This is a genomic window from Paenarthrobacter sp. AMU7, assembly GCF_041200195.1.
GTDB lineage: Bacteria > Actinomycetota > Actinomycetes > Actinomycetales > Micrococcaceae > Arthrobacter.
This window is the reverse complement of sequence record NZ_CP165735.1, coordinates 3,318,512-3,332,361: the sequence shown is the minus strand read 5'-3', so window position 1 is coordinate 3,332,361 and position 13,850 is coordinate 3,318,512. Positions and strand designations below refer to the sequence as shown.

Genomic DNA, 13,850 nt, shown 5'->3' with positions numbered 1-13,850 from the left:
CCTCCACCAAGAAGATGAAAGAGGCCGGAATCCGCAGGGATTCCGGCCTCTTTTATGTGTCGTCAGGTTTTGGGGATCGTGCCGGGGCCGCTCAGGCCTCCGAGAGTTCGTCATCCGGGAGTCGCACCAGCGTGAGCCGGTAGCCCACGTTGCGGACCGTGCTGATCAGGTTCTCGTGATCCACTCCGAGCTTGGCGCGGAGCCGCCGGATGTGGACGTCCACGGTGCGGGTGCCTCCGTAGTAGTCATAGCCCCAGACCTCGGTCAGCAGTTGTTGGCGCGTGAATACCCGTCCCGGGTGCTGCGCCAGGTACTTCAGGAGTTCAAATTCCTTGAACGTCAGGTTCAGGGGCTGGCCGCTGACCCGGGCGGTATAACTCGCTTCGTCAATCACGACGCCGGCAGCACGGATCTCCGTTTGGGTTTCCTCTTCGCCGGGAACCGCCCTTGCCATGGCGAGGCGGATACGGGCTTCCACCTCGGCCGGTCCGGCGGAGTCCAGCACAATGTCATCCACTGCCCAGGCCGAGGAGACGGCAGCCATGCCGCCCTCCGTGAGGATGAGCATGAGCGGAGCGCTGAGCCCGGTGGCTTTCAGCAGTTGGGTCAAGGAGCGGGCCCCCACCAGATCCTTGCGGGCATCAAGGAAAACGATGTCCGTGGGATCGGTTTCAAGCAGGGCCGTGGGTTCTGCCGGGAGAATGTGTACGCGGTGGTTCAGCAACTCCAAGGCAGGCAAAATGTCCACCGATGAGCCGGTGCTGTTCGTCAGGAGCAGGATGTGCGACATAGTTCCTCCAATGGGCTGTACGCGCATCATCGGGCGTCGAAACCGGAGATTCCCGGCCGGTCACAGCGCATTGGCAGCCTCTGCCCGTTGTAACGGGATCAAGGCCAATACAGTGCACCGTTGAAGTCTGAGTATACCCATCAGTGCCCTGCGACACATGGATTCGTGACGGGCGGACACCGGAATTACGACATATTGGGCCGGCATAAGGCAGGATTGTCGAGAGGTCGTAAGGCGCATCGGATTGAGGTCGGCACACAGTGAAGTCTTGGAGCATCGGGGTATTTGGACTCGTGGCGCTCACAGCCATCGTGGCCAGCACCTTCGTTTCCCGGGAAGCCATGGTGGGCGTCGGCATTGCTGCCTCCGCGGCCGTGGGGATTGGCTGGCCGCATTTTCTTGGTGTCCCTGCCAAGAAAACCCTGGCGGCGGTGATCGGGTTGGCCGGTGCGGGATCGGCAGTGACCGCAGCCTACCTTCCGGCTCCTGGATTCCTGGAAGGAACGCCGGCCTTCATTGCCGTAGGCGTGATGGCGGTCTTCGTTGTCCAGCTTGTCCGCGGAACGGGGCAGGCGCAGCGCCTGGAATCAACACTCGGATGCTGTGCCGGCGTGCTCTTGAATTGCCTGGGCGCAGGGTGGATTGCCGGCGCACGGTTCAACGGAGTGAAGGAAATGGTCCTGGTGGCCGGCCTGAGCGCGGCAGTGGCCCTGATGGTGGGAATCATCCGGTGGCCTGACCGTATCGTGGCTCCGCTTGGTGTCGTCATGGCCGGACTCATGGGTCCCCTCGCCGGTCTTGTATTCTCTGATATTGCAGTACTTCCCGCGGCGTTGGTTGGCGTGGTGGTTGGCTCCGTCCTCGTGTCCTTCCGGCGGATGACCACCCTTCGGCGCGGCCGCCTGAACATTCCGGCAGCCGTGGGAATGGGAGTTGCCCCCGTCTGGGCGGTGGGGGCCTTGGTGTACTTCATAGACAAACTACTCATCTACTAACGGTTAGGATGGCATCATGTCTGTACTCGCATTTGAAATCTTCTTCCTCGTCCTCCTTGGCCTGGCCAGCGTTGCCATGGCATGGTTCGCAGGTTTTGTCGTTTACCGCCTTTTCAAGGGCCAGAAGTAAACTTTCCGGTCCTGCTCTCCAACAGAGGTAGTCGTTGTGCCTATTGAGATCCCTACTGATCTGACGCCTGAACTCGTCCCCCTTTCCTGGCTCATTGGTGAGTGGGAAGGACGCGGCCGGCTCGGCAGCGGTGACGAGGATTCCGAGCATTTCGTCCAGCACGTTTCCTTCACCCATAATGGCTTGCCCTACCTGCAGTACAGGGCCGAGACCTGGCTCAGTGACGACGACGGCGCAAAGTTGCGTCCGTTGACTGTCGAAACCGGGTTCTGGGCCTTGGAGCGGAAGCTCCAGGAAGGCGACGGCGGACCCGGCCTGATTCCTGCGGACATCGTCCCGGTTCTCAAGACCGCCGACGATGTGGAAGAGCGCCGCAACAAAGACGGTGGCTTCGACATCTCGGTGTCGATTGCGCACCCCGGTGGCATCACCGAGCTTTACTACGGTCAGATCAAGGGACCCCAGATCCAGCTGAGCACCGACATGGTGATGCGTGGGAGCCACTCCAAGGAATACACCGCAGCCACCCGGATCTTCGGCCTGGTGGACGGGAACCTCCTGTGGCGGTGGGATGTTGCTGCCAGCGGCAAAGCACTCGAAGCCCACGCCTCGGCATTCCTGCACAAGGTGTCCTGACCCGGGGCTTCACCGGACGTTCCAGCAAGCAGCCAGCAGAAGGAGCAGAAAGTGAACACCCACCTCAAGCCCGAAGGCTACGAGGGCCTCAAGGCCGTCTTCTTCAATGGCACGCTGAAGCCTTCACCGCAACCCAGCAACACTGACGGGCTGATCAAGATCAGCCGGGACATCATGGAGAAGCAGGGTGTCACGACCAAGCTTGTCCGGACCGTTGACCATGACATTGCCAGCGGCGTCTATCCCGATATGCGCCAGCATGGCTGGACAACGGACGAGTGGCCCGGGATCTACCCTGATGTCCGCGAGGCCGACATCGTGGTAGTGGCCGGCCCCATCTGGTTGGGTGACAATTCCTCCCAAACCAAGAAACTCATCGAGCGGCTGTATGCCCACTCCGGCGAGTTGAACAGCAACGGCCAATGGGCGTTTTATCCCAAGGTGGGCGGTTGCCTCATCACGGGCAACGAGGACGGCATCAAGCACTGTTCCATGAATGTGCTGTACAGCCTCCAGCACATCGGCTTCACCATCCCACCCCAGGCGGACGCCGGATGGATCGGTCCCGTGGGTCCCGGTCCCAGCTATCTGGACGAAGGATCGGGTGGTCCTGAGAGTGATTTTACTAACAGGAACACCACGTTCATGACCTGGAACCTGCTCCACATGGCCAAAATCCTCAGGGATGCCGGGGGTATCCCGGCTTACGGCAACCTGCCGGAGGAATGGAAAGCGGGTACCCGGTTCGACTTCGAAAATCCTGAATACCGCTGACCTGAAATATCGCCACCCCCGGAATACTGCTGAGCTGCAAGGACTTCTACTACATATGACTTACACGAGCCCTCTGTTGTCGCGCCCTGGCGCCGTCGAGGACACCGGCCTGGACGCCGGCGTCGCTGCCCACTATGGCGAGCCGCTGCGTGAGCAGCGTGCCTTGGCAGCCGGCACCGCCGTCGTCGATCTGTCGCACCGGGGTGTGGTGACCGTGTCCGGACCGGACCGGCTCAGCTGGCTCAATACGCTGTCCTCGCAGCAGCTCACCAACCTCCAGCCTGGCGTCGCCAGAGAACTGCTGCTGCTCAGCGTCCAAGGCCGCATCGAGTTTGATGCCAGGGTTATCGACGACGGCGAGACCACTTGGCTGATCGTGGAGGCCGCAGAGGCTGCGCCTCTGGCCGAGTGGCTGAACAAGATGAAGTTCATGCTTCGGGTGGAGATTGAGGACGCTTCGGAGCAGTGGGCAGTTCTTGGCGCCACCAAGCCCGTGGAGCAGTTCTCGTCCCGCCTGGTGTGGGAAGATCCCTGGCCGCATGTCAGCCCGGGCGGCTATGCGTACAGCATTGTCCCGGAGGAGTCGCACCCTGGGCTCGAGCGGCCGTGGTTCGAATACCTCGTCCCCGCGGCGGAGCTTGAGCAGACGGTTGAGGGCCTTCCCCTGGCTGGAGCGATGGCTGCGGACGCCCTGCGGGTCGCGGCATGGAGGCCGCGCCTGGGTGCCGAGACCGACGAAAAGACGATTCCCCACGAACTGGATCTCCTGAGGACCTCGGTCCATCTGAACAAGGGCTGCTACAAGGGGCAGGAGACCATCGCCCGCGTCCACAACCTGGGCCATCCGCCGCGCCGCCTCGTGTTCCTGCAGTTGGACGGTTCGCAGCACACGTTGCCGGCTGTGGGAAGTGTTGTATTTGCCGGGGAGCGCAAGGTGGGTACTCTGACATCGGTGGCGCAGCACTTCGAAATGGGACCCGTGGCTTTGGCCGTGATCAAGCGTTCCGTTTCGGCAGAGGAGTCCCTGACGGTGATGGATGGCGAGGAGCCGTACATTGCCGCCCAGGAAGTGATCGTCGCCCCCGACGCCGGCCAGGTTGTCGGGCGCCAGACCGGATTCCTGAAGGGACCCCACCGATGAGCCAGCCCACAGGCCCTGCCGGCCACGACGCAGGTGTCGACGACGAAACGTTGGCCCTTGCCCATGCATTGTTTGATGCTGCCCGTGAAGGCGACACCGACGTGCTTCGGAGCTACTTGAATGCGGGCGCTCCCGCAACCCTGACCAACGCTGCCGGTGACTCGCTGCTGATGCTTGCGGCCTACCACGGGCACGAGGAAGCCGTGCAGGTGATCCTCCATCACGGCGCGGACGTCAACGCCGCCAACGACCGCGGCCAGACGCCCCTTGCCGGGGCGGTGTTCAAGGGCTACACGGCCGTCGCCCGGGCGCTGTTGGATGCAGGAGCAGACCCCGACGCCGGAACCCCCTCCGCGCGTGATGCTGCAACCATGTTTGCGCGGACGGAGATCCAGGCCCTCCTGGGCTGAGTCCTCCAGCATCCAAGCCCGACCGCCCACAGCGGTCGGGCTTATTTGCGCCCCTATATTCCACGTGGAATAGTTGTGGTGGAATATTACTTTCGGAAAGAGGTTTGGCATGCCCAAAGCTGCTGAGCTGACCCCCTTGGGTGTCGCGTCTCTGGCGCTCCTGGCGGAACAACCTATGCATCCCTACGAGATGTATCAAGTGCTGATGGCGCGGCACGAGGACCGCCTGGTCAAGGTCAGGCCAGGGACGCTTTATCACGCCGTTGGCCGTCTGGAGGAAAGCGGGCTGGTCGAGGCAACAGGCACGGAACGGGAGGGCAACCGTCCTGAGCGGACCACGTACCGGATCACTGACGCCGGACACGACGCCCTGGAAGCCCGGCTCCAAGCCATGCTGTCAACCCCGGTCAACGAGTACCCACTCTTTCCGCATGCCATCGCCGAAGCGCATCACCTCCCGTCCAGCACGGTGGCGGAGCTGCTGGAAGAACGGGTGGTAGCACTCACTGCCGATCTCGACTTCCTGGTCCGGGCGGAGGCCACGGTGACGGCCAAGGGACTTGCCCGCAAGTACTGGATTGACATCACGTATCAACAAGCAATGCGCCGAACGGAGATCGCGTGGATCCGCGGCCTCCTCGAGGAGTTGGGCAACGGGCACCTGCCCTGGGACGAACCCCTGCCGGCTCCATCAGACACTTCACACAAGCCAAAGGAATCCCTTGGAAAACGTAGCTAAGCCGTGGCCCGCGCTGTGGTCACTCGTGGTGGGCTTCTTCATGATCCTCATCGACACCACCATCGTGTCGGTCGCGAATCCGCGGATCATGGAGGGCCTCAACACGGACATCAATGCCGTCATCTGGGTCACCAGCGCCTATCTGCTGGCGTACGCAGTGCCCCTGCTCATCACCGGGAGGCTGGGGGACCGGTTCGGACCGAAGAACCTTTACCTGATAGGCCTGGTGGTCTTCACCCTTGCGTCGTTGTGGTGCGGTCTCTCCGGTGACGTCACCATGTTGATCGCCGCCCGTGTCCTCCAAGGCCTGGGTGCAGCCATGATGACACCCCAGACCATGGCCGTCATCACCCGCATCTTCCCGCCGGACCGCCGCGGTGCGGCCATGGGGCTGTGGGGAGCTACCGCCGGCATGGCCGTGCTGGTTGGCCCTATTCTTGGCGGCGTGCTGGTGGACAGCCTGGGTTGGGAATGGATCTTCTTCGTCAACGTCCCCATTGGGATCGTGGCCTTCATCCTGGTGATGCGTTTCGTACCGAAACTGACCACCCACACGCACTCGTTCGACATCCTCGGCGTGGTGCTGTCCGCCGTCGGCATGTTCCTGCTGGTCTTTGGCATCCAGGAAGGCCAGACCTACAAGTGGGGAACGGTCACCGGATTCGTCACCGTTTGGGGGCTGATCATCACCGGACTGGTGGTCCTGGTTCTCTTTGTGCTCTGGCAATGGCTCCTTGAACGCCGGGGCGGGGAACCGCTGCTGCCACTTGGCCTGTTCAAGGACCGCAACTTCTCCCTGGGCAACACCACCATCATGGCCGTCGGTTTCACGGTGACGGCGTTCCCGCTGCCCACCATCTTCTACTACCAGACGGTCCGCGGATTGACGCCCACCCAGTCGGCGCTGCTCATGATCCCCATGGCCGTTATTTCCGGTGCCCTGGCGCCGTTCGTAGGCAAGCTCATTGACCGGGCGAATCCTCGATACTTTGCCTCGTTTGGCCTGCTCTGCATGGCAGGAGCCCTCTTCTGGACCGCTGCCCTGCTGGGACCGGACACTCCCATCTGGATGTTCCTGTTGCCCAGCGCGCTGCAAGGTGTTGCCAACGCCTTCATCTGGGGACCGGTGTCCAACGCCACCACCCGCAACCTGGAACCGCGGCAGGCCGGTGCAGGCTCCGGTGTCTTCAACACCACCCGCCAAATCGGTGCTGTCCTGGGTTCAGCGGCCATTGCTGCCCTGATCCAGTCGCGGCTCTCCGCGGAATTGCCCGCAGCCCCGGCCGGTGCTCCCGTGGGCGAAGCGTCAATGGGCGGCGTACTGCCGGACGCCCTTCATGCAGGATTCTCGACGGCGATGAGCCAGTCCATCCTGCTGCCAGCCTGCGCGATCCTGCTGGGCGCGGTGGTGGCGCTGTTCTTTGGGAAGCCGAAGTCAGTAAAGGGTTGGGGCGGCAGGTCCGCATCCGCGCCGGAAACTGCCAAGGCTGATCTCAACACCTAGGGTCTTGTCCACCTGATGCCCTGAAGAAGACTCCTCAAGGGCATCAGGTGGACAAAATCTTGGGAATCAGCCGAGCAGCACGCTCGCGTGGAGCCCGCCCGTGGCAAAGCCAAGGCTGCGGGCCATCGCGAGCGCTCCGGTGTTGCTGACATCGGCTTTCCACTGGAGGGTCAGCCCGGACGCCAAGGCTTCGTGGGCTGCGATGGACGCCGCCAGGGTTCCCAAGCCGCGGCGACGCCACGGAGGCGCCACCAGAACGCCCATGTTGGCCAGGATGCCTTCCCATTCGGAGTAGGCACCGCAGGCCACCGGGGTGGGCGGTGCCTCGTCAGGGTGCATGATGGTGAACCGGTGTTCCAGGCCCTGCAGCCCCACCTCATTGACATCGTCCGGAGGGCACTGCCCTTCAAGGCTGATGGCCTCCGGGTTGCCCCGGGAGACTGTGAGGTCGTCGGAAGGTTGCTGCAGCGGCAAATCGTCAGCGAAGAACAGGGCCGTTGATCCCAGCCCGTGCCCTCCATGGGACCGGGTCAGGGTCAGCAGGGTCACGTGTTGGGCGAGCTCTGTATCAGGAAGTCCGACGGCGGCGTCCAAGGCCCATTGCGGCCCCACCATTGCGGAAACTCCGAAGAGCCTGAGGAAGACAACTGCCCGGGCTGATTCATCCACGCGGGTGATGCGGTGTGCGGGGTCGCCGGGGTCCGTTGTCGAGTTGGTGAGCCGGGCTGCGGCGGTGGCGAAAGCGTCGTCGTCGAGCCCCAAATGGCGAGCCCACGCCAGCTGGATAATGGCAGCGGACGTGGGCTCAAGAGTCATGGATTCAGCCTAGCCGACTAGCCGAAAAGCACAGACGCTTCGTCGTAGCGGTGCTGCGGTACGGTCTTGAGCTTGCCCAGGGCTTCCTCGAAGCCTACGTGGGAGATGTCCGTTCCCTTGAGGGCCACCATGGTGCCCCATCGTCCGTCCACTACGGAGTCGATGGCGGCCATGCCCAGGCGGGTTGCCAGAACGCGGTCGTAGGCGGTGGGGACGCCACCGCGCTGAATGTGGCCGAGGATCGTGGCGCGGGTTTCAATGCCCGTGCGGGCCTCGATCTCGGGGGCCAGCTGGTCCGCGATGCCGCCGAGGCGGGGACGGCCAAAGGTGTCCAGCCCGCGCTCGGAGTGGGGGGACTCCATATGTTCCGGAACGAAGCCTTCGGCAACCACTACCAGGGGCGCGCGGCCACGATCGTGGGCTTCCTGGACCCACTCAGTGATCTCCTCGATGCTGACCTTCTGCTCGGGGATCAGGATGGCATGGGCGCCGGCGGCCATGCCGGCGTGCAGGGCGATCCAGCCGACATGGCGGCCCATGACTTCGGCGATCATGCACCGGTGGTGGGACTCCCCGGTGGTCCGGAGGCGATCAATGGCCTCCGTGGCGATCTGGACTGCGGTATCGAAGCCGAAGGTGTAGTCGGTGGCATCGAGGTCGTTGTCCACGGTCTTGGGGACGCCGACGATTTTCAGGCCTGCATCGGTGAGGCGCTTGGCCGCTGCCAGGGTTCCCTCGCCGCCGATGGCGATGATCGCGTCAATGCCCAGGCGTTCCATGTGGGCTTTGATGACGTCCGGGCCACCGCCGTTTTCAAACGGGTTGGTGCGGGATGTGCCCAGGATGGTGCCACCCTGCTTGGCGATACCGCGGACCATGGTGCGGGGGATGTCAATGACATCACCTTCCACAACACCACGCCAGCCGTCACGGAAGCCTACAAATTCCTGGCCGTGGATGGCGATGCCCTTGAGGACGGCTCCCCGGATCACTGCGTTGAGGCCGGGGCAGTCGCCACCGCTGGTCAGAATGCCAATTTTCATGTTTGCTCACTCATGGCTTGGAGGAATACGTGCAGAGCGCCACGCTGAGCTCCCCATGATTGTAGACGCGCATGTGGGGTGGGACACAAACGGTTACTTTTGAACCCGGCCGTGCGGTATTGGAAACGTGTCTGAAAACAAAGGAAGCGCCCCGCCTGGTGGCGGGACGCTTCGTGTGCTTTGTGACCGGGACTTACCGGGAACGCTGGCTGATGAACGATTCGAGGGCGATCTTGTTGTTCTGGTCCGGCAGGATCAGCCAGCCAAGGATATAGATCACGAACGCGGGTCCCGGCAGCAGGCAGAAGAGCAGGAATGCCACCCGGACGTATGCCACGTCCACCCTGAGCTTGGCCGCGATTCCTCCGCAGATCCCGCCCAACCAGCGTTGCGGTCCACGCTTCAGGCCGAAGCCCCTGACGATGCTGAAGAACTTGTCCATGGCTACAGACTTCCCTGTTGTGGTTGCTTTGTCACTTCGTAGTGGTCACTTTTTTGGAACCTTTGCGGGCGGAGAGGAGTCCTCCCACTACCAAGGCCGCTCCTGCACCGATCATCAGGCCTATCATGACGTACGTGCCGTTCAGTGTGACCCAACCGAGCGTTGAGATGACGATCAAGGCCGCCAGGGCTATCACGATCAACCCCCACACCACGGTGCCGATCCGGGCTTGCCGGGGCTCGTCGTCGTCCGCGTGCTCCACCTGGAAGCTGCGCTCCAGCGGTGGCGTCAGCGGGATTTCCTGGAGCCGTGGCTTGGGCAGGGCCTCGGTGGGGTTGGTTTCTTTGGGCAGGGGCACTGTGGGCTGGGCTTCGTTGGCCTTGCCGGGCTCGTTGGTGCTCATGTCAGTTTCCTTCCTGGATGGTCACGTTGCTGAACGTGCCGTCGATTTCCACCACGAGGTTGGCTCCGGGCTTCCCGGTGTTGTACAGGGTCCGCTCGTCCTGGAGCCGGCCGCCGCGGTCCGAGCCGCGTTCGTTGAGGTTGCCGAAGGTCATGTCCGCCCTGACTTCCACAGGCACGTCGTCGGGAATGATGACCGTCACGTTGCTGGCGGTCGCATCAACGGGGATCAGGACTTCGGAGATCAGCGGGGGATTCATGGTGATGTCGGTCAGGTCCACCACCCCTTGGGCGCCGGTGACGTCGATCCCTTGCCGCGCTTGCTCCAGGGATGTGGGTGCCCAGTTCACGTCGTGGAAAGTGAAACGGTCTCCGTCCCTGGGGACCACGTTGAAGATCCCGGCGATGATGAGGGCAGCCACTGCAAGGAAACCAAGGAACCCTGAGGTCCGGCCGCGGAGCCCCGCGACCAGGATGCCCAGGCCCAGGACTGCGGCACCGGTGGCCCACACCACGGCGTTGGCGGAGTTGCCCAACTCAATGACGTTCCCGGCGTCGAGCGCTTTCAACGTACCGCCGGCCAGCAACGCAGCTCCGGCAGAGACTGCCACGATCGCAGCCCCGGGTCCCTTACGCTTGGGGGCGGCGGGCTGGGGCTGCCAGTCCTGCGGGGGAATGGGGCCCTGCGGCGGACGGGGGCCGGACGGATTGGACGGGCTGTAAGGACCCGACGGCGTGTACGGGCCCGATGGCGGTACGGCGCCGGCGCTGTGACCATGGAGGTTTGTGCCGTGCTGGCCGACGCCGTAGACAGGGACGCCCGTGTTGCCCGCGGTCGAAGTCCCATACGCGGCAGACGGCCCGTAAGCGGTTGACGGCCCGTGGGCCACTGGCGTCCCCGGTGCGGGGGTTCCGTACGCGGAGGTCTTCCCGGGTGCTGCGGAATAGTTCTGCTGACCCATGGGCGGAGTTCCCTTCGAAGCTTTGTTGCGTTGGACCAGGAAGTAGATGAGGTAGAAGATGCCACCCATCCAGAACAGCGTCCAGAACAGGCCAGGCAATCCGTCCCAGCCCCAACCCCAGAATCCCCGGCCCAGGCTCGGGAGTCCGATGATCGTGGTGATCAACGCGCCGGTCATGCCTCCGGACCAGCGGCCGGCAGCTGCTTCCTGGACGTGGATGCGGCCATCGGGCTCCGGCAGGAGGGCCCAGGCAATGCCGTAAAGCAGCACCCCAACGCCGGCGAAGAGCGCCAGGACAATGAAGATGCCCCGCACAATCAGCGGATCGATGCCGAAGCGGTGGGCCACGCCGCTTGCGACGCCGCCAATCCAGCGGTCCGGTCCGCGGCGGATGCCTTGGTTGCGGATCCAGTCGAAGAAGTTCTCCTGGGAAACGGCCGGAGCGGCGCCGGCCGGCGGGTAGTTGCCATTGTCCGGACCAGTTCCCGCGGAAGTGCCGGCGGTGGGTCCTTGCTGTGCGCCGGAGGTGCCGGCAGTGCCTGGCGTTCCGGGTTCCTCTGGATTGATGCTGTTCGCGTTCATACTTCGATCCTGCCGCCCCGCCCGTCCTTCCCTCTACTGGGGGATACCCTGAATGACCCCTGAGGGACCCCCGAACTACGCTGGTTTCCAGTCCGGGTCACCCTTATCCGTGTTTGGATTGGTACATGACTACCGCTGTACAACGCCCCGTGCTGGTTCGCAGCAGCGACCGCATGATTGCCGGCGTCTGCAGTGGGCTGGCAGATCACTTGGGCTGGCCGGTCAAGTTCGTCCGGCTTGGCATGATCCTGGCGTGTTTCGCCGGCGGCGCCGGCGTGGCTTTCTACGCGTGGCTGTGGACCATGGTTCCCACGGCGGATGAGAGCGCTAAGCGCAATGCCCGCCGTCCGGCGTCGCCCATTGCTCCTGCCGTAAGCCTGCCGCCCAGTGGCGGAACCACGCCTGCCGGATTCACACCAGGCGCTGGAAGTCACCAGGCATCGAAAACGTACGACGCCGGATGCCCACCATCGGCGGCCGGCGCACCCCCTGTCCTTGGTTCCGTCCCGGTGGGCGGGCCGTTTCCCGGGGCAGCTGCTGGCCATCCGGTCCCGGGCGGCAGCGACGCCCCGGGCCGTGGTCAGGTTCCCGCTGCTGAACCTGCAGGGTTTGGCAGTCCCACCGCCCCGTGGGACTGGGCGGGCAGCGGCGGTGGGGGCGGCTTGGCATCCTGGTTCTCCTCACGGCGTATCCAATATGGCAAGGAAATCCTTCTCGGCGCGGCCCTGCTCCTGGTGGCCGCCATCCTGATTGCCCGCCAGTTCGGCGTCGACGTTCCCCTGGGGACCCTCATACCGGCTGCTGCCATCCTGGGCGGTGCGGCTATCGCCTGGATGCAGCTCGACGAAACGCGCAGGGCCGGCCTGGTGGACAAGACGAAAGCCGATCAAGCCGGGGGCTGGGTCCGGCTGGCAGCCGGCCTGGCGCTGGTGGTGGCGGGCGTCCTGGTCATGGTGTCCGGCTCGGGATCGTGGGAACAGACCTGGCTGGCGCTGCTGGCGTCCGTGGCCGTCCTGGGTGGGGTTGCCCTGGTTCTGCTGCCCTGGGGACTCAAGTTTTGGAAGGACCTGGAAACCGAACGGGCAGGACGCATCCGGGAGACAGAACGCGCCGAGATTGCCGCCCATCTGCACGATTCCGTGCTGCAGACCTTGGCGCTGATCCAGCGCAGGGCGGGGTCGGAGCAGGACGTCGTACGGCTTGCCAGGGCACAGGAACGCGAACTCCGGGCCTGGCTTTTCAGTGATGCAGCCAAGGAATCAGGGCTCCTGGCCGAGCGCATCAAGGCTGTCGCAGCGGAGGTTGAAGACTCCCAAGGCCATGCGGTAGAAGTGGTGGCGGTGGGCGATACCGACATGACGGAGCGGCACGAGGCCATGGTGCAGGCAGCCCGTGAAGCGATGCTCAACGCCGCGCGGCATGGCGGCGGAGCGGTGTCCGTGTACGTGGAGAGTACTGCGGGCACTACGGAAATCTTCGTCAAGGACCGCGGTCCCGGCTTCGATCCGGAAGCTGTTCCGGACGACAGGCTGGGCGTCAAGGAATCGATCATTGGCCGGATGAAGCGGCACGGTGGCACAGCGACCATCAACAGCAGCAGCGACGGAACGGAAGTCCGGCTGACCCTGCCGTCCGCCAACGGCGACGCGGGCGAACAACGGAACAGTGAAGCCCGGAACAGTGAAGCCCGGAATGGAGAAGCGAAGCAATGAGCACCAACCCCCAGAATGGTCCAGGACGCACGGTGCGGGTGGTGATCGTGGATGACCACACCATCTTCCGGTCCGGGCTGAAGGCCGATCTCGATGCCCGCATGGACGTCGTGGGCGAAGCCGGAACGGTGGAGCAGGCCATCGCCGTCATTGCCGAAGCCCGCCCCGAGGTGGTGCTCCTGGACGTTCACCTTCCCGGCGGACTGGGCGGTGGCGGCCGTGAGGTCATTGCCGGATCGGCCGCGTTGCTGGGAACCACCAGCTTCCTGGCGCTCAGTGTTTCGGACGCAGCCGAGGACGTGGTTTCCGTCATCCGCGCCGGTGCCCGCGGGTATGTCACCAAGACCATCTCCGGCAGAGAGATTTCCGATGCCGTGATCAGGGTGGCCGATGGCGACGCAGTCTTCTCACCGCGGCTTGCGGGCTTTGTGCTGGATGCGTTCGGTACTGCTCCGGCGGATATCGCAGACGACGAACTGGACAAGCTTTCTGCGCGCGAACTCGAAGTCATGAGGCTCATCGCGCGGGGATACAGCTACAAGGAGGTCGCCAAGGAACTCTTCATTTCCATCAAGACCGTGGAAACCCATGTTTCGGCCGTCCTGAGGAAGCTGCAGCTCTCCAGCCGCCACGAGCTCACCAAGTGGGCGGCCGAGCGCCGCCTCCTCTAACGCCCGTTCACTTCCCGTCGGGTTTTCCCGATCGCTCTCTCAGATCCCGCGCCTTAAACGAAAACGCTCTCCCACCTACCGATGGTGGAAGAGCGTTTGCG

At 63.8% G+C, this 13,850-nt stretch carries 15 protein-coding genes; 9 read left to right on the top strand and 6 right to left on the bottom strand.

Annotated elements, in window-relative coordinates; translation table 11 throughout:
• Window positions 1-91 precede the first annotated feature (91 nt).
• Entirely contained in the window at window positions 92-790 is a 699-nt protein-coding gene (locus ABQM86_RS15355; RefSeq protein ID WP_018776718.1) for a response regulator transcription factor, read from the bottom strand.
• 260 nt (window positions 791-1,050) lie between these two features.
• Between ABQM86_RS15355 and ABQM86_RS15350 the strand changes: the two genes are divergently transcribed.
• From ABQM86_RS15350 to ABQM86_RS15320, 7 genes are all read left to right on the top strand, one after another.
• The gene (locus tag ABQM86_RS15350; RefSeq protein ID WP_207594259.1) at window positions 1,051-1,785 is read left to right on the top strand and encodes a permease; all 735 of its coding nucleotides are present in this window, start codon (window positions 1,051-1,053) and stop codon (window positions 1,783-1,785) included.
• Between the two features lie 166 nt (window positions 1,786-1,951).
• Entirely contained in the window at window positions 1,952-2,551 is a 600-nt protein-coding gene (locus ABQM86_RS15345; RefSeq protein ID WP_207594258.1) for an FABP family protein, read from the top strand.
• 51 nt (window positions 2,552-2,602) lie between these two features.
• Complete coding sequence (locus ABQM86_RS15340) at window positions 2,603-3,325, top strand: flavodoxin family protein (RefSeq protein ID WP_280623272.1); 723 nt, start codon at window positions 2,603-2,605, stop codon at window positions 3,323-3,325.
• Between the two features lie 55 nt (window positions 3,326-3,380).
• On the top strand, window positions 3,381-4,466 hold the full coding sequence (locus ABQM86_RS15335; RefSeq protein WP_369744827.1) for a folate-binding protein YgfZ: 1,086 nt from the start codon (window positions 3,381-3,383) through the stop codon (window positions 4,464-4,466).
• Window positions 4,463-4,876 (top strand): ankyrin repeat domain-containing protein, encoded by a 414-nt coding sequence (locus ABQM86_RS15330; RefSeq protein WP_207594255.1) that lies wholly within the window; start codon window positions 4,463-4,465, stop codon window positions 4,874-4,876. Before ABQM86_RS15335 ends, ABQM86_RS15330 begins: the two co-directional genes overlap by 4 nt.
• Before the next feature lie 109 nt (window positions 4,877-4,985).
• Complete coding sequence (locus tag ABQM86_RS15325) at window positions 4,986-5,615, top strand: PadR family transcriptional regulator (RefSeq protein ID WP_337339338.1); 630 nt, start codon at window positions 4,986-4,988, stop codon at window positions 5,613-5,615.
• The gene (locus ABQM86_RS15320) at window positions 5,599-7,119 is read left to right on the top strand and encodes a DHA2 family efflux MFS transporter permease subunit (RefSeq protein WP_369744826.1); all 1,521 of its coding nucleotides are present in this window, start codon (window positions 5,599-5,601) and stop codon (window positions 7,117-7,119) included. The genes ABQM86_RS15325 and ABQM86_RS15320 overlap by 17 nt, the downstream gene beginning before the upstream one ends.
• A 66-nt stretch (window positions 7,120-7,185) precedes the next feature.
• Here ABQM86_RS15320 and ABQM86_RS15315 read toward each other — a convergent pair whose 3' ends face one another.
• The 5 genes from ABQM86_RS15315 to ABQM86_RS15295 all read right to left on the bottom strand — a co-directional run bounded on the left by ABQM86_RS15315 (window position 7,186) and on the right by ABQM86_RS15295 (window position 11,366).
• On the bottom strand, window positions 7,186-7,935 hold the full coding sequence (locus ABQM86_RS15315; RefSeq protein ID WP_280623268.1) for a GNAT family N-acetyltransferase: 750 nt from the start codon (window positions 7,933-7,935) through the stop codon (window positions 7,186-7,188).
• Between the two features lie 17 nt (window positions 7,936-7,952).
• Window positions 7,953-8,978, bottom strand: a complete 1,026-nt coding sequence (locus tag ABQM86_RS15310; protein ID WP_159706941.1) for an ATP-dependent 6-phosphofructokinase — start codon at window positions 8,976-8,978, stop codon at window positions 7,953-7,955.
• 193 nt (window positions 8,979-9,171) lie between these two features.
• Window positions 9,172-9,420 (bottom strand): PspC domain-containing protein, encoded by a 249-nt coding sequence (locus ABQM86_RS15305; protein WP_207594251.1) that lies wholly within the window; start codon window positions 9,418-9,420, stop codon window positions 9,172-9,174.
• A 31-nt stretch (window positions 9,421-9,451) separates the two neighbouring features.
• Window positions 9,452-9,823: a hypothetical protein gene (locus ABQM86_RS15300; RefSeq protein ID WP_369744824.1), complete on the bottom strand. Its 372-nt coding sequence runs from the start codon at window positions 9,821-9,823 to the stop codon at window positions 9,452-9,454.
• Between the two features lies 1 nt (window position 9,824).
• Window positions 9,825-11,366, bottom strand: a complete 1,542-nt coding sequence (locus ABQM86_RS15295) for a PspC domain-containing protein (RefSeq protein WP_369744822.1) — start codon at window positions 11,364-11,366, stop codon at window positions 9,825-9,827.
• A gap of 125 nt (window positions 11,367-11,491) precedes the next feature.
• Between ABQM86_RS15295 and ABQM86_RS15290 the strand changes: the two genes are divergently transcribed.
• Window positions 11,492-13,078, top strand: a complete 1,587-nt coding sequence (locus ABQM86_RS15290; protein ID WP_369744820.1) for a PspC domain-containing protein — start codon at window positions 11,492-11,494, stop codon at window positions 13,076-13,078.
• Complete coding sequence (locus ABQM86_RS15285; RefSeq protein ID WP_369744818.1) at window positions 13,075-13,749, top strand: LuxR C-terminal-related transcriptional regulator; 675 nt, start codon at window positions 13,075-13,077, stop codon at window positions 13,747-13,749. Before ABQM86_RS15290 ends, ABQM86_RS15285 begins: the two co-directional genes overlap by 4 nt.
• The last annotated feature ends 101 nt before the right edge of the window (window positions 13,750-13,850 follow it).